Here is a 23,498-nt window from a genome sequence, read left to right on the forward strand (position 1 = left end):
TCACACCTCCGCCCGGTGATACTTGTTCATGGTTTTAAATGATGCACTTCAGCATACTGAGTCATAAAGAGATTATGAAAGATCCTCCTGATCCGGTTCATATTGATTTGGCGGCTGATATGCACCCGGTTGCTTAATAAAATAAACCCGAGATGGTTATCCGGATCGATCCAGAAAGAGGTGCCGGTAAATCCGGTATGGCCATAACTTCGGTCAGACATGAGATAACCTGCCGGAGAAAAATGGTCATCAACAAGCTGCCAGCCCATCCCCCGATTATAATTAAACTTTTCCGTATAATTTCTTTGACTTGCCCTCAGCGTAGCAGGGGACAGGAAATAGTCCCCTGCATCCGTTCTCCCCTCATTCATGAGCATGCGCACGTAAATTTGTAAATCATGTAAATTTGAAAATAAACCGGCGTGTCCGGAAACACCCCCCATATAACGGGTATTCTCATCATGAACCGTTCCCCACTGATATTTCTTTTCATCAGGCAGCCATTCAGTTGCAGCGAGGGAATGCAGATCCGCATCAGGGTTGAAACCAGTGCTTTCCATACCCAGCGGCCGATAAATGTTTTCCTGAGCAAAAAGATTCAAGGGCTGATGCGTCAGACTTTCAACCAGGAAGCCAAGCAGGATGAAGTTCAGGTCACTGTATACCACCTTTTCGTCCGGTTTGCTGTCAATCGAGAGAATATAGTCCAGAATCTGTTCTTTCGACCACTGATATTTATAGAACGGAACAGATGGCGGAAAACCGCTTGTGTGGGTTAATAAATTTTTCAGTGTAAGTTCACCATTGACCTCGTTTCGAAAAAAAAGATGAACCGGATCGTCGATATCGAGTCTCCCCTGCTCCAGCAACAAAAAGATACTTGGCAGAGTGGCACATACCTTCGTTAAAGAAGCCAGATCAAATAATGTATCAAGCGTCATGGGTATCTTTTTATCCTTATGTGCATAGCCCACAGCGTTCTCAACAAGTGTCTCTTTCTCGTTGATCACGGCATATACAGCACCGGGAATCTGATTGATTTTAACCATTTTTTTAAAAAAATGATCCAGAGTAGCAAAATTCATGGACATGTCTCACACCTACTTAACTCGAAAACTTTTTTTAATCGCATTTAATGAACGATTGAGATATTTCAACGAGGTATCGTACTGATGCCCGGCAACAGTGAGATAGATGATATCAACAAGATTAAGCTGCACAATCCGTGATGAAGTTGCCGCGCTCCGCACATCCGATTCTGCAGAGACTGTACCGATGTGAACATCGACAAGCTGACTTAGCGTGCTATTCCCGTAACGTGTGATTCCTATGGTCTTGGCACCTGACTGTTTAGCTGCCTTTATACATTCGACAGTCTGAAGTGTCTCTCCGGAATTTGAGAAAGCGACTGCCACATCATCACTTGTTAGTGTGACAGCCGAAGTCAATTGTAAATGGTTGTCCGCGTATGCCGTACTGGCCTTATTAATGCGCATAAATTTAACCTGAGCATCTTGTGCCACAAGCTGCGAGGCCCCCGAACCGTAAAAATCGATCCGCTGCGCTTTCTCAATTAAATCAATAGCGCTCTGTAATTTTGACATGTCGAGTACCTTCAGTGTTTCATTAATTGAAAAAATGGTGTTGTTCGATACTGAAGCAGCAACCGTCCTGACATCACTGTCCGGATTGATTTCTTTATACTCATCCCCATTCATTGATGAACCTTGCAAATCACCTGCCACGCATAATTTTAATTCCTGATAGCCCTTCAGACGAAGTGTTTTGCACAATCGAATAATTGCGGATTGACTTGATCCGCTCGCCTCCGCAAGTTCACTCACCGTCATTTGAACCATCTGCTCCGGAAAATCCAAAGTGAATCTAGCCGCTTTTTGCTCTGAAGGATTCAGAGCCGGGAATGATTCTTTTAACATCGAAAGTCCACCGCTTAGCATGTCATCACCCATCCGATTGATTTATTATGTCTTGCAATCCTGATTAATGCTTAGAAATTAACGCTCTTTTTCAATAGCAACTGCGGCCACGTCACGAATCTTTGGAAAAAAGCAGGCACTGTCTCCATAATCAGCCAGCTGAGGCCGTTTTTCCCTGCAAATCTGCTCACTGAACGGACAGCGATCTGCAAAAAGGCATCCGGCCACTTCTTCACTATTTTGACGGAATTCCGAAGTCAGAACAAACCGATCCTTCCCCGGTTTTTCGATACCATTGAGAATAGGCATGGCACTTAGCAACGCCTGGGTATAAGGATGATGCGGCTTCCGTATGATCTGTTCCGTTTCCCCTTTCTCAACAATCATACCTTTATATACGACATAAAGCTTGGTATTGTTGCCAAGATATCGGACCGAGGCTATATCATGCGTAATAAATAATATAGAAATGTTGAATTTATCCCGCAAATCGCGCAGTAATTTCAAAACACCAAGTCTCAGTGAGACATCAATCATCGAAACGACTTCATCAGCAATTAGAACTTCCGGTTCCACGGTTAGCGCTCGAGCGATAATCACTCTTTGTCTCTGCCCCCCGGACAGCATGTGTGGATATTTAAAAAGGATTGTGGACGGATCCAGTCCTACCAAATTAAGCAGCTCCTCCATACGCTGCCGGACCCAATCAGATTTCTCCTTTTTCTGCTTTACCATTTTTTTCAGAGTCGCGTACATCATCTGATAAATCGTATGTGTTGGATTCAATGCCTGATAAGGATCCTGATGAATTAATTGTATCTTTTGCAGCGCATGCATACGTTCCCTGCGTTTCATCCGGGAGATATCCCTGCCATTAATAAGGATTGTCCCTTTTGTCGGCACTTCCAGTCCGCATAGCATTCTTCCAATGGTTGTTTTGCCACAGCCTGATTCCCCAATCAGAGATATGGCCCCGCCATCCGGAATTGAAAAGCTGACATTCCGAACAGCATGGATCGTCTTGCGGTCAGAGAATTTTGCCTTGATATGAAAAGTTTTTTCAAGATTTTTAATTTCTATCATCGACACCCACCCTGAAACACGCAACTTTATGCTCCCGGCCGATCTGAGCCAGTTCCGGTCTGCTTTTCAGACACCCTTCCGCCCTGATCGGGCAGCGGTCATAAAATAAACAACCGGGTTGCTGATATGTTTTATAATCCGGGGATGAACCCTTCAGAGGTTCAGCAGAGTCAATATTCCCCGAGATTCTGGGAATCGCACGAATCAGACCTCTTGTATACGGATGTTCGGGATCGGAAAGAATTTTACTGGTCCTTCCCTCCTCGACAATCTCCCCGGCATAAAAAATTTCGATTCGTTCGGAAAGATCGGCAACAACTCCGATATCGTGCGAAACTAGTGCAATCGTCAAGTGCTTTTCTTTCTGAAGTTCACGTATGATTTCCAGCACCGATGCCTGTGAAAGCATATCCAGCGCCGTAGTTGCTTCATCAAGAAAGACAACATCCGCATTCAGGACAAGTGCAAACATAATGCCAACACGCTGCCTCATACCGCCGGAAAGTTCATGCTGATAAGAGGCTAGCACCCGGTCGGCATCAAGCCCGAGCCGGGTCAGCAACTGTTTGGCGTGCCTGATCAGGCCTCGCAGATCTTTAATATCATGGGACCGGCCCAGATCCAGTATCTGCTGTCCGACGCGCCGAAGCGGGTTAAGCGAATTCTGCGCTGCCTGAAAAACGAAGCCGATTTCTTTTCCGCGTATTTTTCTCTGCTGTTCACGGCTCATCTTCAACAGGTCGCCTTGCCCGTTAAGTATCACCGATCCGCTTTCAATGTTTCCCGGTTTTGTTACTGCATTCATAATCGCCATAATCAGAGTTGATTTCCCCGATCCGGATTCACCGATGATTCCTGTAATACTGCCCTTTGGCAAATCCAAATCCACATTTCTGACTGCGGGAATCCGCCCCGTAGGTGTCGCATAGACAACATTGATATTCCGGACACGGATAGCAATCCTTTCATCCGTCTCTATTTCCGCATTTGCAGCAGAATGATTAACCATTTTACACATCCTCCCTTAAACGGGGATTGAAGATTTCGTCAATCGCATCCAAAAACAGAACAATACCCAGCGTAAGAATCAGCAATGCCAGGAGAGGGGATAACAGATATGGCAGAGCAGTCGGACTGGACATTGCTCCGGCAGAGAAAACAGCCATATTGAGCATGACCCCCCAATTATTTACATGGAAAGGAACGACGCCTAGAAAGAACAGGCCAACCTCGGCATAAATACAGCCGGTGATTGAAGTGAGCAGATTCATTCCAATGTATGAGCTGACATTTGGAAGAATTTCCCGAAACAGAATGTAGAATGGCGACAACCCAAGACCTTTCGCTGCCTCAACGAAGCCACGTTCTCGCAGAGAAAGAGTCTGTGAGCGGACAGCCCTCGCCATGCCGCCCCAACCCGTAATCCCTAAAACAAAGCCCATGGCAAGCGGTTGCCCGAAATTCCATACAGTTGACAGTACCACGAGCAATGGAAACGACGGGACCGTCAGGAAAAGATCGGTCACTCGCATAATGATCGAGTCTGACCAGCCTACAAAATATCCGGCAATAAGACCCAGAACTGTACCAAAAATAACTGTAAAAAGTGCACCAAGTGCTGCGGCAAGGAGCACATATCTTGCTCCGGTAATAATCAGAGCTAAATTGCTGGTTCCCTCAAAATCTGTTCCCAGGAGGTATTTCCAGCTTATTGGTGCATAGATGGCATTTGAATCAATCGGAAGTTCTTTAGGATACAAATTCGGGCCAATGATAGCCATCAGTGTAAAAAACAAGATGATAATGAAACCGGCAAAACGGCTTTTTTTCCTGATTATAGCCTTCCAGGCTGTTTTCAAAAATGACTGTTTGCTTTGCGCTGCAGTCTTGTATAGTTTGGGAGATTGAATTGAACGCTCTGCATTCACCTTTAAATTACCTCCTTATGCGGGGATCAACCATAGAATAGAGAAAATCGGTAACAATATTCGATATAATTACTGCAATCGTAATCAACAGGAATGCCCCGCTCATCAACGGGTAGTCTCTGGCGTCTATGGACTTGAGCAATAAATTACCCAGCCCAGGATAATCAAATATATTTTCAATAAAAACGGATCCACCAAACATAAAACCAATCGACAGTGTAAATAGAGTGAACAGTGGAAGAATTGCATTATGTGCAATATATCTAACCCTTGTTGCGGCCTTCAATCCCCTGATTTCGGAAGCTAAGATAAAATCATCACCCAGAACCGTAATCACACTTGACTTCATCGTCAGAAGCCAGCCTCCATAACTGGAAAGAGCATAGGTCGCAACCGGCAGAACAGCATGGCTGATAAGCGATGAAACAAAGGGTAAATTAAATCCTGCAGCTATTGAAGAATCATAGGGCGCTCCAAAAGGTAAAATAGGCCAAAGTGTTGTAAATACGTAGGCCAATAGCAGCCCCATAACAAATTGTGGAACACCATGAAGCAGTGAACCGGATATAGTAAGCGTAGTGCCCATCGGTGACGAACGTTTAATCGCCGCAATAACTCCCGCCAACACCCCTATTAAGAAACTTGCTACCAAACCTGTAAACACAAGAATCAAAGTCCAGGGAGCAGCGTTCAGGATTATATGCGACACACTGACCCCTTCATATGAAACCGACTGCCCAAGGTTTAAGCGCAAAAGGTTCGCAATATAAGTCATGTACTGTGAGGCAAGTGAAGAGTGCGGGATAAATCCGTACATCACACGTACTTGATTTTGAGCCTGAACAGGCGTCATGCCCTGCATGATCAACTGGTTATACTGAGCATCTACCGGATTTCCAGGCATCATTCGAACCAGAAAGAAGGTCAATGAAGCCACAACCAGAACCATTATGATCCCAGAAAAAATCCGCCATATAAGGCGGATTGAAAAATCTTTCATAAAAATTTGCATCCTCCTTCTAACTGACTTCTTTTTGTTTTATTGCATTCATCTCTGTCCTTCTTTACTTTCATTTTGAAGATTTCGGATTGACATAGCCAAGAGACATCCAGACGCCTGGTTGGTTATTCATTAAACCCATATCGTGTACAGGGAAATTGGTAAATCTGCTCGTATTGACAAACTGAATATTTACATAATCCCAAAGTTCAATAACAGGAACATATTCATTTGTCGTCAATGCCAGCTTCTGAACATTCGACCGTTGTTGACTCACTGGCAATGTATTCAGCTCATTCGTCAATTCTCCGGGATTAACCGTTTCTCCTGTTGCTAGTTTCAGAGTTTCAGGAAGGCCAATCCAGTTTCCTTGTGTCTTATCCTTCTGTGTATAATGAACCAGTTTGCCACCGACCACATTGTATCCGTCAGGCAAACCATAAATTCTTCCAAACGCTGTGTACATGCTTGCTCCTAAAGAATCCAGCCAGAAACCAACTGCATACTTTTGTGCTGCAAGATCAGCCTGATACTGAGCAAAACTGCTCACAATATTTGGATTGGCATCAATACCAAAATTCGTTAGCTCAGTCGAAATGACTTTTGCGCCCTGAATCCAGTCGCTGAATCCATCGACAGCGTAGATATTCATGGTCCACGGTTTCCCGTCAGGCATTATCCATTTACCATTTGTCTTTTTGAAACCCTCCTTTTTCAGGATGGACGTAGCTTTACTGATATTCAGATTGTAAGGATCCATTTTAGACTGTGTGGAAGGGTCGATCCAATTTTTAGCCACACTGTCGATCATTCCGTCTGTATATTTTGCTGGAGTCCCGACAACCGGCTCAGCAATTTTTTGAACGGCGTTTCGATCAATAACATAAGCTAGAGCTTTGCGAACATTTGTATTTCCATAAGGATAAAAATTTTGATCAAATGCCAGAGATGCGGCAACATAGCTTGGTGAAACCACTTTCTGATTGTTTTTTACTCTGATAATGTTATTCAGGACATTTTGTGGCATAGCTGTAAATGGTGCCGCATCCAGTTGTCCGGAAGTCAGATAATTCCAGATCTGCTGGTTCCCTGTATAATTTCTGAGTGATACACTGTCCACCTTCACTTTACTGTTCGCGTAAAAATATTTGTTTTTCACCAGATATGCTTCGCCGGGGTTAAGCCGTTGTAAAACGAATGGTCCGGCTGAGATATCGGTCTGCGGCGCGAATTGCGTGATCTTCTTGCCCAGTGCTGTCAACTCGCCCTGTGCTTTTGTGGCCAAAGCAGCTTTCGTCTTATCTGTGCCGGAATACTGAGACTGCTGGATGATTGTCCAGATATTTTTTGGAAGCTGCCCGCTGTATTGAAAATCCGGCACAACGGTCTGTTGGAGCAAATCATGCAGGAACAGATTGTACTTTGAACCAGGTAGCTGACTCAATTCAACTTTTTTCTGAGAAAGAACTTTGACAGAACCGAGAGAAAATGATTGCGCGGTGCCCTGAGTAAAAGCCACTGCCATGGATGTTTTAACATCGTTTGCAGTAACTGGTTTGCCGTTCGACCACTTTGCGTTTGGTTGTAGTTCTATTGTTGCAGTAGTTCCATTGGCATTTGTGCTCCATTTTTGTGCCAGCCCAGGATAAAACTTATTCAGATTAGTCGCTGAATCGGCTGACCAAGCCAGCTGCATTTTATCAAAACTTGTAAAAGAATTACCTGTAGCATTAAAAGGATTTTTAGGTGCTCCGGGAGAAATAGGATGATAATAATAAACAGTAGTAAACTGGGTACCCGTGTTACTGCTTGAAGAAGTATTACCACAAGCCGTCACAGACAATGCTAAAACTGCGCCCATCATAAAAAAAGAAAGCCGTTTCATTACCTTCAATACAAATTCCTCCTCCTTTTTCTTACCATATCGGTTCTGCAAATTTACGAAATACAAATAAAACACCACCTCCTTCAAGAATCTGTTAAGCAAAGCTTTTTTTCTGACCATTTTTAGCAACAGAAAAATATAATATTTTTTACCGTACAAATATAATAAATCTAAAATATTATTTCACTTAATGTCTATATGGTAGTTTCACTGTTCATGATTGTCTATACTTTTGTTAAGAAATCTTACATGAATTTTTATAGAATATTTAAAAATAATGAATAATTCAGAAGTAAAGGTTACATTTGCGCAAAAAAAGCATTATAGATCCGTATGGACCCATAATGCTTATTTAACTTTCTTGGACATTCTTTATCTTTACTGGTTTTTATTTTTTCAGGGCCAAACACTCGAACATAAACTTGTCTTCAATTTCACAGGTCACAACAGTCATTTTTAGTGACACAAAAGAGGAACAAAAAGGTTGTGCTCAGCACTTTACATGTGTAACACGATTCTTTTCTCTGATCATCTAATTAAACCAAGGGACTGTTGTTCCAATGTTTACAGCCTGACAATGATGTCTCCGGGTTCTTGCACGGAAAAGACTGTCCGATTCCCGGAAACTTCAAAGGAAACGCTTGTCTCTCCTGCTATAATTGCTGAAGGCTCCACGTTGTTCAGAATAAACTTAAATGATGTGTATCCTTTGCCATAACCGGCATGCTTTTTTTCTCCCTTTATTCTGATCCGTTTTGCCGGTTCATCTGCCTGGACATCAAATGCATAAAGATTGTAAGCGCCCTTCCGATAATCGAAACTCTCACCGTCATCCTGGTAGTGAACATAGCTGCCGATCTTCCCTTTTTCAGGCAAGTAGATGTCTAAGGTCAGCTGTTTTACAGGATTCTCACCGACATAGTTCTGTACCGGATAAAGCGGGACAATGCTGCCGGCTTTAATATAAATCGGGCAAATGTCGAGCGGTGCCTCCTTGATCGTGTACTGCCCGCCTTCAAATGTTTGTTTTGTCCAGTAATCAATCCAGGCATCTCCTTCAGGCAGATAGACCATGCGCGCTTTGTCTCCCTGTTCAACGATCGGCGCGACAAGTATATTTTCCCCGCACAAAAATTCATCATTAATTTCATAAGTTTTATCATCATTCTGGTAATGGAGTAAAAGCAGCCGGATCACCGGCAACCCGTTGGACTCTTCTTCATGCATGATATCGTAGAGATATGGAAGCAGCTTGTATCTCAGTTTGATATATTTTCTGTTGATTGCTTCTGTTTCTTTATCAAATGCCCAAGGCTCCTGATCCCTTGTGAAGATACTGGAATGGTTTCTGAACAATGGGGTGAATGCACCAACCTGAACCCAGCGCGACAGCAGTTCCGCAGTGCAATCGAAACCGAATCCGCCGACATCGGTGCCACAGAAAGTCACACCACTCAGCCCAAGGTTCATCAGCATCGGCAAAGACATTCTCAAGTGTTCCCATAGACTCTGATTATCTCCTGTCCAGACAGTAGAATATTTCTGAGTCCCGGCATAGCAGGCCCGCGTTATGACAAACGGACGCTTGCCGGTAGCCTGTTTAATGCCTTCATAAGTAGCCTTTGACATATAATGTCCGTATACATTATGCATCTCGCGATGATCGGCAGGCACGCCGTCATTATTGAACGCAACATCATCCGGAAGCGGTCCGTTAAAACTGGCCGGTTCATTCATATCATTCCAGATACCCGCCACCCCTGTATCTGTCATGATTTTCTGATTAGCCGCCCACCACTTTCTGACCTCACCATTTGGAAAATCCGGATAAAGCGAGTCGCCCGGCCAGACGCGATTTACATAGGGAACGCCGTCTTTTTCGGTCGCAAAATAGCGGTTTTTGAGACCCTGATCATAAATCGGATAACCTCTGTCTTTTTTCACGCCGGGATCAATGATTGTGACCACTTTGTATCCTTGATCCTTCAGTTCTTTTAAAGTTTTTTTCGGATCCGGAAACTTCTTCTTATCCCAGGTAAAAACCCGATAACCATCCATATAGTCAATGTCCAGATAAAGCACATCGCAGGGGATATCCTTCTCCCTGAAGGCAGCGGCAATTTCGTGCAGCCTTTCCTCAGGCGTGTAAGACCATCTGCACTGCTGATAGCCAAGTGTCCATAATTGCGGCAGCGGTGTGGTCCCGGTCAGATACGTATAACCATTTACCACCTCTTTGACCGCCGGACCATAAATAAAATAATAATTGAGATTTCCGTCAACAGCGCCGAAAGAATAATAGTTACTGTTCTCTTTACCAAGATCGAAGACGGATTCAAATGTATTATCAAAGAACAAACCGAAAGCCTGTTTCTTTTTCAGAGTAATAAAAAAGGGAATCGATTTATACATCGCTTCGAAGCTCTCAACGTGCGGATCGGGGTTATCTGTATTCCACATTTTATAATGATAGCCCTTTTTGTTCAGATGTCCGGTTTTGTCCCCCAGGCCATAAAAGAACAGCTCTTCGTCCATCTTTTTTAAAACCCGGACTTTCAGCCTGTTTTTTTCCAATTCCAGTTTGTGCCCTTCTTCGGCGGCTACATCCAGACCTTCGCCGGATCCTCTCCGTACAAATGGCTCGGCACTGCCTCTGTAATCCGCGCAAAGCAGATTTCCCGCTGCATCATAAATATCAACGAAGAACTCATCGGAAACAGCGATCTTCAGCTTTTCAGTTTTTACCACAATTTTCCCGTCCACACGGTCAACAGAAACAGCTCCCGGGTCAACTCTTAAATTTTCAACTGCCTTTGAAACGCGGCGTTCAGAAGCAATTGAGGCAAAAAAGTTAATGATTGAAGGTGTGACTATTTCAATGCTGGCATTTCTCCGCTCAAATTCAATAATAATTTTGTTCGCCTGCCGGTTATAACCTCTGATCTCACCAAACATTAGACTTACCACCTTTTTCATAACGTTCTCCGCACGGGTAATTGCTGCGCAGATAAGCGAAAGCTCATCTGCGCAGCAACCGGTCTGAAAATATACAGCGTTTTCATTATTGATCAAAACCAACTTATCACAAGCTGAATAAAATAACAACAGTTTAAAAACAGTCAGTAAGCGGCTAAAACTAATGCCCCTTCTCTGGCATATTCAACCGCAGGCATTATTCTGTTCCCAATATTCAGGAGAAAGATTTCCTATAATTACAGAAAAAAAGCAGCCATTCAGCTGCTTTATAATTGCCACATTATTGGTATTGGCACTCATTTTTCACTGCTGCGCCATTTCTTTTCTTGACTGAAGTTTATCTCCCTTAATGAATAAAAGCAAAACAATCAGCAAATACCCACACCAGATCGCGCTCTGGAGATAAGTCGGATGATCTGAGTAGCCGAACAATGCATGCAGTATACTACCAAGAACACCCTGCTGGCTCAGAACACTGCTCAAATCATACATGTACCCGGTTTCCGGAAGTACACCCACATCTGTCAGTTCGTGAACAGCATTTCCCAGCAACCCGGCCGCTACGACAATCAGCAGGCAGCCCATAATCCGGAAGAAGTAGGACAAATTGATGCGGTACGTTCCTTTGTAGATGCCATAACCGATCAGCACTGAAAGGCCAAGCCCTGCTGCAGCTCCAGACATGACCGAATAACCATTTGCTTTCTGATCACTAAGTATGGCGAGAATGAACATGGCTAGCTCAGCACCCTCACGGATCACTGTAATAAACGTCAGAAACACAAGCTGGAACATGCTGCCTTTTTGCAGCACATCAGTAATTTTCTCTCTAATGCTCCCATTCAGGTTTCTGCTGTTTTTCTTCATCCAGAACGTCATGTACGTCAGAATCGTGACCGCTAAAATGAAAATGACTGTCTCAAAATAAGCCTGATAGGCCCAGCCGCCAGTTCCGTTGACATGATAGATGATTGCTGCAAATCCCGAGGAAACAAGTGCAGCCAGGACAACTCCGGCCCAAATATATAGATATTTTTTCTTTTCTTGGATCTTATTTAAGTAGGCAAAAATGATGCCAACAATCAAAGAAATTTCCAATCCTTCCCTTAAAGCAACGAGAAAACCGGCATACATGATTTTCATCCTTTCGTTATATAGAAATGATAATCATTATCAGTTATATTATCATGTTATATAGACGGGCGCAATACTTAACGCGCCATCAAGATCATTGCCGGACCATCCGCGTGCTTTCTTGGAAATGATAAAGAAAACTTACCGATTGGCAAGCCTTTAGGCGATGCCAGAGGCCTAGTTACACTTACACTTTAATCCTTGAAATTTTTATACTTTCTTAAAGTGTAAAGAAAACTTGCCAAAGCTAAGCCTCTGGCGCGGGCTGAGCCTTAGTTGCGCTTATACTATAATTCGCTAAAATTTTATACTTTCTTTTATAGCTTTCTTTTATAGTACAAAAAATCGGAAGAAACTCCCGATTTCTCTCCATTAATCCTCTTTTTCTAGTGCTCACAGCTTATGTTATTTCCGGCATCAAGCCGCTCTTAGCCGTCACGTCTAAAAGCATCATTAAAACTTGTTATTCTTCCAATCTTTTGCGCCGGACTTCGCCATTCTCGCAGCTGAACAATGTCGGGTGTTCATCAATGATTGTCTGTAGATGAACCGGTCGGCCCCAAAGCTGGACCAGATAGGTCAGCACGCCTTCCATATCACGGACATCCAGTTCAATGCCTTCATACCTGTGCTTGAGGAGCAGTTCTCCATTGCCCCGGTAGTCTCCATCCTCCACAACAATATATGGAAAACCTCCGTTGACCCGCATCGAGACAAGCTGATCCCGCACGTTTTTCCAGTCCTTATCTGTAATCGTATAATTTTCCCCTTTTTTCTCAAACAGAAAAAGATCTTCGTGCTGAACCAGATCTTTGCTCAGATAATTTCGGATAAATGACTGGTCGGATTCAAGTTCACGGACTTCAAACATTTTTTCACGGCCTGATCCTTCCTTTATGCCCATTTTAATCATCTCTTCGCTCGGATGATTATACTTTTCTTCAATGTCTTCATAAATTTTGAGACCGAGGTAATACGGATTAATGTTCTGATGCGAAGGCTGAACCACCTGGGCATTTAGTTTTGCAAATTCGACAGCCTCACCAGATGTCAGATCCAGTTCACGCATAATCCTGGCATGCCAGAATGAAGCCCATCCTTCATTCATTATTTTTGTTTCAAGTTGCGGCCAAAAATAAAGCATCTCTTCCCTGAGCATGGTTAATATATCACGCTGCCAGTTTTCCAGTTTCCTACTGTATTCTTCGATAAAAAACAACAAGTCCTTCTCCGGCCTTTTAGGAAATTTCTCTTTAATTTCCTCCTGCCGGGTCTCGGCTTTTTCATCAAGATTCAGGAGATCCTGATAGGCAGATAATGGCCGCTTTTTCTTTTTTACCGGTTTTCCCGGCTTATTATCAAGCCAGTCACCCTTCCGTATAATGCGCGGATCCACATGTTCCTGAATGGCCAGAACGGCATCGATAAACTTCTCTACTTTTTTTCTTCCATGCTGCTCTTCATACTGGTGAATCCGTTCGGCTGTCGCACTCATGCTTTCAACCATATCCCGGCGTGTGTTGACGAATCGGACATTATTTTTGAAAAAATCGCAATGAGCCAGCACGTGGGCTACAATCATTTTATTCTGAATTAAGCTATTCGTATTCAGCAGGAATGCATAACAGGGATCCGAATTAATAACAAGCTCATAGATTTTACTCAAGCCCAGATCATACTGCATCTTCATTTTGTAAAACTGTTTGCCGAAACTCCAGTGGGAGAAGCGGGTCGGCATTCCGTAAGCTCCGAAAGTATAAATGATTTCTGCCGGACAGATTTCATAGCGCATGGGGTAAAAGTCAAGGCCGAAACCTTCTGCTATTTCGGTAATTTCATCAATTGATCTTTCCAGTGCTTTGAGCTCCTCGTTTTTCATTAGCGCCCAGCATCCTTTCCAAACCGATTTCTTCTCAGCAGCTGTTTTCTTTTTATCTTATGAAGCTGCCCTGCATATTAAAACCGTCAGTGGCATACGGCATGTGTTAAAGAAAAAGCTTGAGTAACCTTAAATAATAAGATCACTCAAGCCTCCATCTCTATATTAAATGTTTATCCCGTTATTTCTTTCTTCCATCAGCCAGCTTTATAACGAGGTGTCCGATCAGATTGCCTATTTTAATTTTTTCATTTTCTGAAAGGGTAAATTGATCCGAGTAGGCAAGCCGCTCATAGTATCCGGTCAGTTCTGACAGATCATTTCCGAGAAACTGATGATCCACTATTTCAGAAAATTCACGCAGTGTCTGTGTTTTCCTGCGGTGCAAGCCGTTTAGCCCTAAAAGACGGAACAAATTGGCGTAGGCATTCATGAACGATTTTTTATCTTTTACAACCATTTTGGCCTGCTTTTTTGCATAAAGTGCAGTCAGCCATCTGATCCGTGTCAGAAATACCAGAATGGCAGCCATTGCAAGCACAATACAGACAATCATGGGAAAAAATTTCCAGCCCGGTTTTTCCGGGCCATTCCTATGCGACATCCTTCTCACGTCACCGGTCTTTGTTTTGACCTGCTGCTGGTTCGCCCTTGTTGCGTTATTACTCTGGGGGGGCTTTGCCTGTGACTGCTGTTGACGCTGCTGATTCTGTCCCCCACCGGTGGATGCGTTTTGTCCCGCATTTTTGTTTGTACTGATCGATGCAGCCTTTCCGTTTCCCTGCGCCGCACTTGCAAACTGGCCTGGATCCGTAAAGGTCGGTGTCGGGTCGAAGCTTACCCATCCGCTGCCCGGAAAATAAACTTCGACCCATGAATGCGCGTCAGCGTTTCTGATTTCATAAACGGACCGTAACACTCTTTTACCGCCTACTCTGTCCTCGGACTCTCCCATATAAGTACCACTTGAAAATCCCTTCACCCAGCGGGCGGGAATGCCTTCAGACCTCAGTAGGACAACCATGGACGTTGAAAAGTTATCGCAGTAGCCGACATGAGAATCAAACAGGAACTGATCCACATAGTCCTGATTCTTGGCGGGACGCGGCACTCGGTTGGTCGAATAGCTAAATCTGGAAGACTTCAAATATCTGACCACCGCCATCACCTGGTCATATCTATTGCCTTGACCTGCCATGATATGACCAGCAAGTGTGCGCACACGATTTGGAAGCTCTTTCGGCAGCTGCAGATCCAGATTGCGGATTTGAATCGGGTCATTTCCCGATGTGACCTTCCGCAGAGCCGAAACCTGGAAAGTCGGTTCAAAATAGCTGATTTGCTCGGATTTTGCCGGCTGCTCTTTCTTTGTCAGCACTTGTCCGGCTTCCTGATTCAGACTCAGCTTCCCCCCCGGGACGCTTATCGCCGTCAGTTGCCCCACATAAGGTAAAATCGGAGGACTCGCCTTGAAAAAAGAAACTGACGCTGTTTCCTCTGTTACTTTTGTGCTGCCTTCATACAAGGTAAGAGCACTTTCGCTTGAAGGTTGTGTCAGTGGAATAGTGTTGGTGCCGCCGGATGCCCAGCCTTTTCCAGTATAAGTATCTTTTGAAGCAACGCGCCAATAGCTTGATCCGCCACTCACATGTGCGGTGAACAAGACCGTTGCGTCCATTCCTATAGAGCCGCCAAGATTCGAGTCATCCGAATCATAGCCAATCCGCTGGCCGGCGGAAAAAAATGAACCGCCCGCATTAAAACCTTGTAATCCCTTGTTTTGCAGAAATGCAATCGGGCTGGGCCACTGCGGCCCGGGCTTAGGGCCGGAGAAACCTAGAAACAATAACAGGGCGGCAAGGACAACGATAGAAGTCCAATATCCGAAAGATTGTCCTCTTTGATTTGTCGGCGTGTTGCCCCGCATCTCAATAAATCTCTGGATACCCAGTATCAGCAATCCTGTCAAAATCACGATGACAATCGATGGCCCTGTTTTATAAAATGTAAATGTGTCAACAAGGCTAAGACTGGCGACTGCAAGGAAAAAAAGCAGATAAAAGCGGCCTGTTTTCAGCCAGTGCCACAGCGTAAAACAAATCAGCCATAGCAGCACAAAAAAAAGAAAGGCACTGAATAAATCAGATAGTTTCCCGAGATCCCCCCGCCAAACCAGCAGCGCGTTTCTATAAATCTCACCTGTCGCAGAGAGAATCCAGCTGCGGCTGAATATCGGCTCATTTCTGTAAAAATAAAAATGAATACCGTTGCTGATCAGCATGACACCCGCCAGCGCGTTGAGCCATCCGGGCACACGAAAATAAAACAGCAGCATGGGAACTATAATGAACAAAAGAAGCAGCAGGTGATTATTTAGAATGGTCAGCACAAGCACAGGTTTGACGCATTCCCATAACATAAAAACAGCCAGACAGAAGATGGCTGCACGGAGCCATTTATTTGAAATACTCTGCATATTAGTTCCCCGCCTTCAGAATCTGCCTGAAGTCGTCACCGGCAACAAGATAAAGTGAAAAGAAAGGCGAAAGGTAATGAGCCATGCCCTCTTTTTCCGGATCATCAGTCACATAGAAAAGGGTTTGAACCTGACGGGAGGAGCGTGCGCCCGTGGTCAGCTGTTCAAAAATTTTGGAATCGGTACTTACGGCAAAAGCCGTTGTTTTCTTACGGATTGAGATTGGGAAATCACTGCTTTTCAATGCATCCTCTTTTGTCAGTTCAGCGAGAATCCGATAAGCTTCCGTCAGTTCTTTTAAATTTTTTCGGTGAAGAATCAATGCTTTTTTCGTACGGCTGCAAGTCAGCTGAACTGTATAATCTTTTTGAAGGAGGGTTTTGACAAGGGATGCCGTATAAGAAATGCTCCGCTCAAAGATGTTCTGTGAACAAGCTTCATCTGAAATATAAACAACGGAAGCCCGAGGCTCTCCTTCAGGTTCGTATTGTTTTGTCACTAATTGATTGATTTTAGCTGTCGATTTCCAGTCAAGCCAAGACAGCCTGTCGCTCGGCTGATAAGCTCGGACACCGTTGAATTGAGAAAGATCGGCGTCATTTGCCGAAAAGCGGAAAGTATTATTGCCTGCCTGACCCTCTGAAAGATTGATGGGCTGCATTTTGGGATAGACGAGAATGTCACTGCTGCACGGCAAATTAACTGTTTTCCGGTAAAAGCCAAATGGATCTTCTATTTTTAATTTGATGGAAGAGAGAGCATATTTCCCCCGCTTCATGTCTGCAATAGAACAGGAAAAAGAGGCTTTTCGCCCCAGCCAGACAGATAGGCCGGAAGATGAAGCATGGAATACAGCACCTTCTCCATACTCTGTATCTTCACGGGCTGTGACTAGGAAAAAAGGAATGAGTAATCTTTTTTTTAAAATAAGCTGTGTCCGCAGCGTATCCCCTGCAAATATTTGCCCATTTTCAACTACCCTCGATGCTTCGATCCATCGAAGCGGATAGACTGCCAAAAAGATTATGTAGAGCATCACAGGAAGAAACGCATAAAAGATAAACCAACTGACAAAGCCGCCCTGGACCATCGCAAAATAAAACATCAACCCAAAGACCGCTATTACAATCCCTAGCCTGAGTATGCTGCGTCGTTGATAGCGAAACAATGAAGAAATGTGACTCATTTGATCATTTCACTCGAAAGGATGGGGACATCAATCTGTTCAATGAGCTCCCGGATCACCGATTGTGCAGTAAATTCCGAATTAGCCGTACTTTGTCTCATTACGATTCGATGTGCGAGCACAAATGGCGCAACGGCTTTAACATCATCGGGGGTGACGTAATCCCGTTGATCAATGAAAGCATAGGCACGCGAGGCTTTCAATAAATCAAGCGCCCCCCTCGGGCTCACACCTAGATAGATCATTGGCTGCTTCCTTGTCGCAACGACAATATCGAGCAAATAATTTTTTACACTGTCTGATGCATAAACGTGTGCCACCAGTTGACGAAGCTCAAGTATATCGGAAGTAGTCAGTACAGGTTTGACACCAGCCAGTTGATTTTCACCCGACATCCTGTCCAGAATCGCAAGCTCATTTTCCCTGCTGGGATAGCCCATCGACAATTTCAACAGGAATCGGTCCAGCTGTGCCTCCGGGAGCGAATAAGTCCCCTCGTACTCGATCGGATTCTGAGTCGCCATGACGAAAAATAATTCAGGCAGAGACCGCGTCACCCCATCCACTGTAACCCGCCGCTCTGCCATACCCTCGAGCAGTGCAGACTGTGTTTTCGGCGAAGTCCGGTTAATCTCATCGGCAAGTATCACATTACCCATCAGCGGGCCCGGCCTGAATTCAAATTCTCCGCTTTTCTGATTGAAAATGGACAGTCCCGTAATATCCGAAGGAAGTAGATCCGGTGTAAATTGAATGCGTTTAAAATCAGCGCCTATTGATTGAGCGATTGCGCGGACAAGTACCGTCTTCCCCACTCCCGGGACATCTTCTATGAGTACATGCCCGCCGGCGAGCAGCGCGACGGTGATCAGCCGGATAATCTTTCTTTTCCCGACAATGACTGTTTCTACATTATTGATCATGTCTTCAATCAACTGATTCGCAGCAAGACTTTGTTTCATAGCGCTTCCTCACTTCTTAATAATATCTGACTATTAAATCTTTAATTTCTAATTTCATTGTACAAAAATGATATTTTTAATGCCAATAAACTGGTTTTACTATTTTTTCATTAATTCCAAAGTTTCACAAAGCTGATAAAAATTTGAAACTCAGAATATACCAAAGAAAAAAGAACCACACGATCATATTATTCGCATGATTCCGCTATTTTCAGTCTATTATGTTTTGATAGTCGGCCGTTACAACTTCTCCATTAGCTGGTTTGCGGCATCTGTCAGTGTTTCTGTCCCTTGGCCAAGTTTCTCCGCAACTCCTGCCATGACATCCATATATTGATCAATTTCACCGGACAGTGCACTGTTCTTATCAACTGATTTAATAATATCCTCAAATTTCTGGCCGGTTTGCTTTGATTCTGCCATTCCTTTTTCAATGATTGCTGTTGTCTTGGTCAGCGATCCAACGACATTAACCGTTACATCGGCTGAATGGGCAGTCAGGTCGGAAATCTGTGCCATCGCTTTATTTGTTTCCTCAGCCAGTTTTCTGATCTCCTGAGACACGATTGTGAAGCCCTTTCCGTATTCACCTGCTCTTGCCGCCTCGATTGCGGAGTTCAAAGCAAGGATATTTGTCTGTTCGGAGATATCTTTGACAAGGCCGGTCACCCTTCCGATTTCCTGTGAAGAACTTTCCAGATTCTGAACCATTTCCCCCATTTCTCTGACCGAACGGCTGGCATCATTAACTTGAGAAAAAAGCTGTTTCAGCTGAATCTTACCGCCCGATGCCTGTCCTTTGGCCCTTTCGGCTTCTTCACTGCTTTGATGCACTGTTTCTCTGACATGTGAGAAATGATTAAGCAAATCATGGACAGAATCATGGGTTTGCGCTGACAATTGCGTCAGATCGCTGCTGACCTGCCTGATTGCCGATCTCAGATCCTCACGTCCTTCTTCATACTCTTTCTTCAGATTTTCGGCATATTCCGCCTCATAAACTTCAAGAACAATTTGTTGCTCCAAACTGATCATTTTATTTATTGCGCAGATCATCCGCTCTGCCGCGGCAGGCTCCACTGTCAGACGAAATACAATCTGAACTAAGCTTGACTGAAGGTTCTGAAAGGTGCCCATGTAGTACGACGGGGTCAAAGCTATTTTATAATGCATTTTCCCAACGCGGACCCTTCTTTCAAGGAAGGAGTCATCAATAACCCCGGAAAAGAAATCCATGACATGGACGGCGAGTGTCTGACTCAGTTTCTCTACCGAACTGTAACGATCAATAATTTCTCGAAGTTCATCGATCTGATAGAAACTGGAATAAAAGTCTTTTGCAATCTGGTTGATTTCTTTTTTTACAAAAGGCTGTAATGTTTTAAGCAGCTGCAAATCGGAAACAGTTAAATCTAGCATTTTAAGCTTGTCCATTATTTTCGGATCATCAACAGTGATTGAAGTTCTTTCAGATTTTGCTTTCTCAAGCCAGCTCATACCCGGCCCTTTCTTAACACTAAAAACCATGCTTATCTGCCTGCTTTCTTTTTATGCCGAAAGATTTTTAAACATTGCTCCTGAGACATTGATATGCCCGGATGAACAGATCCAAGCATTTCACATTTACTGATTTGAATGTGCAATCTACGAATGACTGTTGCAAAATTTCTGTGGCTCTATTACCTATGGACCCTGCCCTGCTTCCGGAAACAGATACTTTCACTTAAAATTCTCCTCAGGAAGAGGTTTACTATAATAATATCCCCTTTAGTCCTTAAATACGCGGATAAATTTTTTACCGCTTTAATGTTTTTAAAGAATACCACTTATTTATCGGCATAAAAGTGGATTGACTTAATAGCCATTGCAACCTTCTTAAATTAAATTGACGAACAAACGGATTCATGATAAACTCTTTTTAACTTAAAAATGGTGTTTTTGTTGACTCTTATTAAGAGTGGCGGAGGGACTGGCCCTATGAAGCCCGGCAACCTTTCAATTTTTATGAAAAAGGTGCTAATTCCAGCAAAGCTTCCAAATTTGGCGGCTTTGAAAAATAAGAGGGTGCGGATGATCGATCAAGCCTCTCTAACGAATAGAGAGGCTTTTATTTTTGCCCCTCAGAGATGATCACTGATAAACAGGAGGATGGAGAAAAATGGCAAAAGTGCTGAGTTCAAATCTTGGTTATCCAAGAATCGGCGAAAAAAGAGAATGGAAGAAGGCTCTCGAGCAGTTCTGGGCCGCAAAGATTTCAAAGGACAAATTTTTGAAGACCGTGAAAAATCTGAGGCTCAATTATCTGAAAAAGCAAAGGGAAGTCGGTGTGGATCTCATACCGGTCGGCGATTTCAGCCTTTACGATCATGTGCTGGATACCGCCGTTCTGTTCGGACTGATTCCTGAACGATTCAACAAAGACGAAAAGGAAATTTCACTTGAGACCTACTTTTCAATTGCCCGCGGCAATAAAGAAACGGAAGCGTCGGAAATGACAAAGTGGTTCGATACAAACTATCACTACATCGTTCCTGAAATCAGTAATGAAACCCAACCTCATATAACATCAAACAGGCTGCTCGCGCTGTTCAATGAGGCGAAGGAAGAATTGGGAATCACCTCGAAACCGGTCATTGTCGGACCTGTAACTTTGCTGAAGCTTTCCAAGGGCTATGATCAGGAACACTTTCAGACTCTGCTGGATTCACTGATTCCACTTTACATTCAGATCTTCAGTGAATTGAAAAATGCCGGAGCTGAATGGGTGCAGATTGATGAACCAATTTTAGTAAAGACGCTGACGCCCGATGATCTCGCCGTTTTTCAGAAAGTCTATCAGGCATTCAAAGAAGGCGTTCCGGGTCTGAAACTGCTGCTGCAGACTTATTTCGAAGCGGTCGATGACTATAAAGAAGTTGTAAAATTACCGATTGACGGCATCGGTCTCGATTTTGTTTATGGCAAAAAAGCCAATCTTGAGGCAATCAAAGCTTATGGCTTTCCCCAAGATAAAGTGCTCGCAGCCGGTGTGATCGACGGACGCAACATCTGGAAAACAGATCTTGCCGCAACTTTTGATGAACTTGAAAGTTTGCTCGCCACTGTCGGGGGAAAAGATAAACTCTGGATTACCCCATCTTCCAGCCTGCTTCATGTCCCCGTCACAATCGAGAACGAGAAGGAACTGGACCCTGTCCTGAAAAACGCACTCTCGTTTGCCGATCAGAAACTGGCGGAAGCAGTGGCTCTGGCAAAAGGACTGAATGAGGGCAAAGAAAACATCACAACTATTATAGAAAAGTCCGGCAGGGACCTTGATGCACTTCAGCAGTCGGCCCACCGTAACAATAAAGATGTCCGGAAAGAGCTGGATCAGCTTGACAGCGATCTGCCGTCACGCCCGGGTTCCTACAAGCTGCGGCAGCAGATCCAGCAAGACGCATTTCAGTTGCCACTGCTGCCGACGACCACAATCGGAAGCTTCCCGCAGACAAAAGAAGTCCGCCAGGCCCGCCGCAATCTGCGAACAGGCGAATGGACGAAAAAACAGTATGACCAGTTTATAAAAGATGAAACGGCCAAGTGGATCAGTATTCAGGAAGATATCGGCATTGATGTGCTTGTTCACGGAGAATTTGAGCGGAACGATATGGTAGAATACTTCGGTGAAAAACTGGCCGGATTCGCATTCACCCGTTTCGGCTGGGTACAATCCTATGGTTCACGCTGTGTAAAGCCACCGCTGATATTCGGAGATGTCGCATGGAACTCGCCGATAACCGTTGGAGAAAGTGCCTACGCCCAGTCGCTGACCAAAAAACCGGTCAAAGGCATGCTGACGGGCCCTGTCACGATCTATAATTGGTCATTTGTTCGCAATGATATCAACCAAGCCGACGTGTTTAACCAAATCGCACTTGCACTGAAAAAAGAAATCCATTCGCTTGAAGAAGCGGACATTCGAATGATTCAGGTCGACGAACCGGCGCTGCGTGAAGGTCTCCCGCTGAAGGAAGAAAAAAAGGCCGATTATCTGCACAGTGCCATCTACGCATTCCGCCTGACTACTTCATCTGTCAATAATGATACCCAGATTCATACGCATATGTGCTATTCAGAGTTCGATGAAATCATCGAAGCTATCGATGCGCTGGATACCGATGTCATTTCGATTGAAGGCGCCCGCAGCCACGGTGAAATGATATCAACTTTTGAAGCATTCAAGTATAAAAAAGGAATTGGTCTGGGTGTATACGACATCCACAGCCCGCGTATCCCGAGCGTTGACGAAATGAAATCCTACGCCGAACGGGCACTGAAAGTACTGGATCCGAAAATCTTCTGGATCAATCCGGACTGCGGCCTGAAAACCCGCCGGCCGGAAGAAGCCATTCCGGCATTAAAAAACATGGTTGAAGCCGCTCAAGAAGTCCGCGCCGAACTCGGAGACATAGTTGAAAAATAAAAAAATATTATCCGGAAGAGCCGTGGCATTGCCACGGCTCTTTCTAGTTGTGATGGGATCAATCTTTTAATTACAAGGAGGACAGAATATGCATCGTGTCAGAAAAGCAGAAAGTAAGGAGATGGATACGATTTATATGATGGGATATGACGTCTGGTCCAATCATTCGGCACCCAATGAATATCTGGAAATTTGCAGACATTCAGTCAAGTATAAGCAAGGAGAATGGTACGTTCTGACGGAGCTAGGGACAAATAGATTGCTCAGTTCACTCATTGTATATAAACTCGATCTTCACGATCAAACAGTAATCAGAGGAATTGGTTCAATAGCCACGGTAGGTTATTGTCGAAAAGCGGGAAATGCAACTGAACTTGTTAAAACTGTAATTAGTATTTTGACAAAGCAGGATGCTTGCGATGATTTTTTCTTATATAGCGATATTGGAGCACAATTTTACAACAAGTTAGGCTTTAATGCACTCCCCCGCTCCCGGCAAAAATATAAAGAAAGTATCTGCATGTACTATTCACAAACAAAAGATACCCCTTCTTCTGACTGTAAGATCCCTGATTATTTTTAAACTA

At 44.1% G+C, this 23,498-nt stretch carries 16 protein-coding genes and 1 riboswitch; of the genes, 2 read left to right on the top strand and 14 right to left on the bottom strand.

Annotation, left to right across the window (positions count from 1 at the left end):
* Positions 1–26 precede the first annotated feature (26 nt).
* From COP04_RS16105 to COP04_RS16170, 14 genes are all read right to left on the bottom strand, one after another.
* Positions 27–1,085 carry a serine hydrolase domain-containing protein gene (locus COP04_RS16105; RefSeq protein WP_239984904.1) on the bottom strand — a complete coding sequence of 353 codons (1,059 nt, stop codon included), beginning with the start codon at positions 1,083–1,085 and terminating at the stop codon, positions 27–29.
* Between the two features lie 15 nt (positions 1,086–1,100).
* Entirely contained in the window at positions 1,101–1,937 is an 837-nt protein-coding gene (locus COP04_RS16110) for a MurR/RpiR family transcriptional regulator (RefSeq protein WP_239984905.1), read from the bottom strand.
* Between the two features lie 78 nt (positions 1,938–2,015).
* Positions 2,016–3,020, bottom strand: coding sequence for an ABC transporter ATP-binding protein (locus COP04_RS16115; RefSeq protein ID WP_100488958.1), 1,005 nt, complete (start codon positions 3,018–3,020; stop codon positions 2,016–2,018).
* The gene (locus COP04_RS16120) at positions 3,007–4,029 is read right to left on the bottom strand and encodes an ABC transporter ATP-binding protein (protein WP_100488959.1); all 1,023 of its coding nucleotides are present in this window, start codon (positions 4,027–4,029) and stop codon (positions 3,007–3,009) included. Before COP04_RS16120 ends, COP04_RS16115 begins: the two co-directional genes overlap by 14 nt.
* 1 nt (position 4,030) lies before the next feature.
* The gene (locus tag COP04_RS16125) at positions 4,031–4,948 is read right to left on the bottom strand and encodes an ABC transporter permease (protein ID WP_100488960.1); all 918 of its coding nucleotides are present in this window, start codon (positions 4,946–4,948) and stop codon (positions 4,031–4,033) included.
* 7 nt (positions 4,949–4,955) lie between these two features.
* On the bottom strand, positions 4,956–5,948 hold the full coding sequence (locus COP04_RS16130) for an ABC transporter permease (RefSeq protein WP_204988047.1): 993 nt from the start codon (positions 5,946–5,948) through the stop codon (positions 4,956–4,958).
* 70 nt (positions 5,949–6,018) lie between these two features.
* Entirely contained in the window at positions 6,019–7,833 is a 1,815-nt protein-coding gene (locus COP04_RS16135; RefSeq protein ID WP_239985007.1) for an ABC transporter substrate-binding protein, read from the bottom strand.
* A 564-nt stretch (positions 7,834–8,397) separates the two neighbouring features.
* Positions 8,398–10,788 carry a glycoside hydrolase family 31 protein gene (locus COP04_RS16140; protein ID WP_100488963.1) on the bottom strand — a complete coding sequence of 797 codons (2,391 nt, stop codon included), beginning with the start codon at positions 10,786–10,788 and terminating at the stop codon, positions 8,398–8,400.
* Positions 10,789–11,112: 324 nt separating this feature from the next.
* The gene (locus tag COP04_RS16145; RefSeq protein ID WP_157800348.1) at positions 11,113–11,943 is read right to left on the bottom strand and encodes an FTR1 family iron permease; all 831 of its coding nucleotides are present in this window, start codon (positions 11,941–11,943) and stop codon (positions 11,113–11,115) included.
* A gap of 463 nt (positions 11,944–12,406) precedes the next feature.
* Entirely contained in the window at positions 12,407–13,822 is a 1,416-nt protein-coding gene (locus COP04_RS16150; RefSeq protein ID WP_100488965.1) for a SpoVR family protein, read from the bottom strand.
* Positions 13,823–14,003: 181 nt separating this feature from the next.
* Positions 14,004–16,298: a DUF4129 domain-containing transglutaminase family protein gene (locus COP04_RS16155; RefSeq protein ID WP_100488966.1), complete on the bottom strand. Its 2,295-nt coding sequence runs from the start codon at positions 16,296–16,298 to the stop codon at positions 14,004–14,006.
* 1 nt (position 16,299) lies between these two features.
* Positions 16,300–17,406 carry a DUF58 domain-containing protein gene (locus COP04_RS16160; RefSeq protein ID WP_162297116.1) on the bottom strand — a complete coding sequence of 369 codons (1,107 nt, stop codon included), beginning with the start codon at positions 17,404–17,406 and terminating at the stop codon, positions 16,300–16,302.
* Between the two features lie 74 nt (positions 17,407–17,480).
* Positions 17,481–18,446, bottom strand: coding sequence for an AAA family ATPase (locus COP04_RS16165; protein WP_100488968.1), 966 nt, complete (start codon positions 18,444–18,446; stop codon positions 17,481–17,483).
* Positions 18,447–18,686: 240 nt separating this feature from the next.
* On the bottom strand, positions 18,687–19,973 hold the full coding sequence (locus COP04_RS16170) for a globin-coupled sensor protein (protein ID WP_100488969.1): 1,287 nt from the start codon (positions 19,971–19,973) through the stop codon (positions 18,687–18,689).
* 418 nt (positions 19,974–20,391) lie between these two features.
* Positions 20,392–20,509, top strand: a riboswitch (SAM riboswitch).
* Between the two features lie 95 nt (positions 20,510–20,604).
* Between COP04_RS16170 and metE the strand changes: the two genes are divergently transcribed.
* Together metE and COP04_RS16180 are read left to right on the top strand one after the other, a co-directional pair.
* Positions 20,605–22,911: a 5-methyltetrahydropteroyltriglutamate--homocysteine S-methyltransferase gene (gene metE / locus COP04_RS16175; protein ID WP_100488970.1), complete on the top strand. Its 2,307-nt coding sequence runs from the start codon at positions 20,605–20,607 to the stop codon at positions 22,909–22,911.
* 88 nt (positions 22,912–22,999) lie between these two features.
* Positions 23,000–23,494, top strand: coding sequence for an N-acetyltransferase (locus tag COP04_RS16180; RefSeq protein WP_100488971.1), 495 nt, complete (start codon positions 23,000–23,002; stop codon positions 23,492–23,494).
* Positions 23,495–23,498 lie beyond the last annotated feature (4 nt).

Source organism: Sporolactobacillus pectinivorans (assembly GCF_002802965.1).
In the GTDB taxonomy this organism is placed as follows: Bacteria; Bacillota; Bacilli; order Bacillales; family Sporolactobacillaceae; genus Sporolactobacillus; species Sporolactobacillus pectinivorans.

Excerpts from the sequence above, each read along its gene's own strand:
- COP04_RS16105 (WP_239984904.1), bottom strand. The coding sequence starts at position 1,085 with ATGAATTTTGCTACTCTGGATCATTTTTTTAAAAAAATGGTTAAAATC.
- COP04_RS16110 (WP_239984905.1), bottom strand. The coding sequence starts at position 1,937 with ATGTTAAAAGAATCATTCCCGGCTCTGAATCCTTCAGAGCAAAAAGCG.
- COP04_RS16115 (WP_100488958.1), bottom strand. The coding sequence starts at position 3,020 with ATGATAGAAATTAAAAATCTTGAAAAAACTTTTCATATCAAGGCAAAA.
- COP04_RS16120 (WP_100488959.1), bottom strand. The coding sequence starts at position 4,029 with ATGGTTAATCATTCTGCTGCAAATGCGGAAATAGAGACGGATGAAAGG.
- COP04_RS16130 (WP_204988047.1), bottom strand. The coding sequence starts at position 5,948 with ATGAAAGATTTTTCAATCCGCCTTATATGGCGGATTTTTTCTGGGATC.
- COP04_RS16135 (WP_239985007.1), bottom strand. The coding sequence starts at position 7,833 with ATGAAACGGCTTTCTTTTTTTATGATGGGCGCAGTTTTAGCATTGTCT.
- COP04_RS16140 (WP_100488963.1), bottom strand. The coding sequence starts at position 10,788 with ATGTTTGGTGAGATCAGAGGTTATAACCGGCAGGCGAACAAAATTATT.
- COP04_RS16145 (WP_157800348.1), bottom strand. The coding sequence starts at position 11,943 with ATGTATGCCGGTTTTCTCGTTGCTTTAAGGGAAGGATTGGAAATTTCT.
- COP04_RS16150 (WP_100488965.1), bottom strand. The coding sequence starts at position 13,822 with ATGAAAAACGAGGAGCTCAAAGCACTGGAAAGATCAATTGATGAAATT.
- COP04_RS16155 (WP_100488966.1), bottom strand. The coding sequence starts at position 16,298 with ATGCAGAGTATTTCAAATAAATGGCTCCGTGCAGCCATCTTCTGTCTG.
- COP04_RS16165 (WP_100488968.1), bottom strand. The coding sequence starts at position 18,446 with ATGAAACAAAGTCTTGCTGCGAATCAGTTGATTGAAGACATGATCAAT.
- COP04_RS16170 (WP_100488969.1), bottom strand. The coding sequence starts at position 19,973 with ATGGTTTTTAGTGTTAAGAAAGGGCCGGGTATGAGCTGGCTTGAGAAA.
- metE (WP_100488970.1), top strand. The coding sequence starts at position 20,605 with ATGGCAAAAGTGCTGAGTTCAAATCTTGGTTATCCAAGAATCGGCGAA.
- COP04_RS16180 (WP_100488971.1), top strand. The coding sequence starts at position 23,000 with ATGCATCGTGTCAGAAAAGCAGAAAGTAAGGAGATGGATACGATTTAT.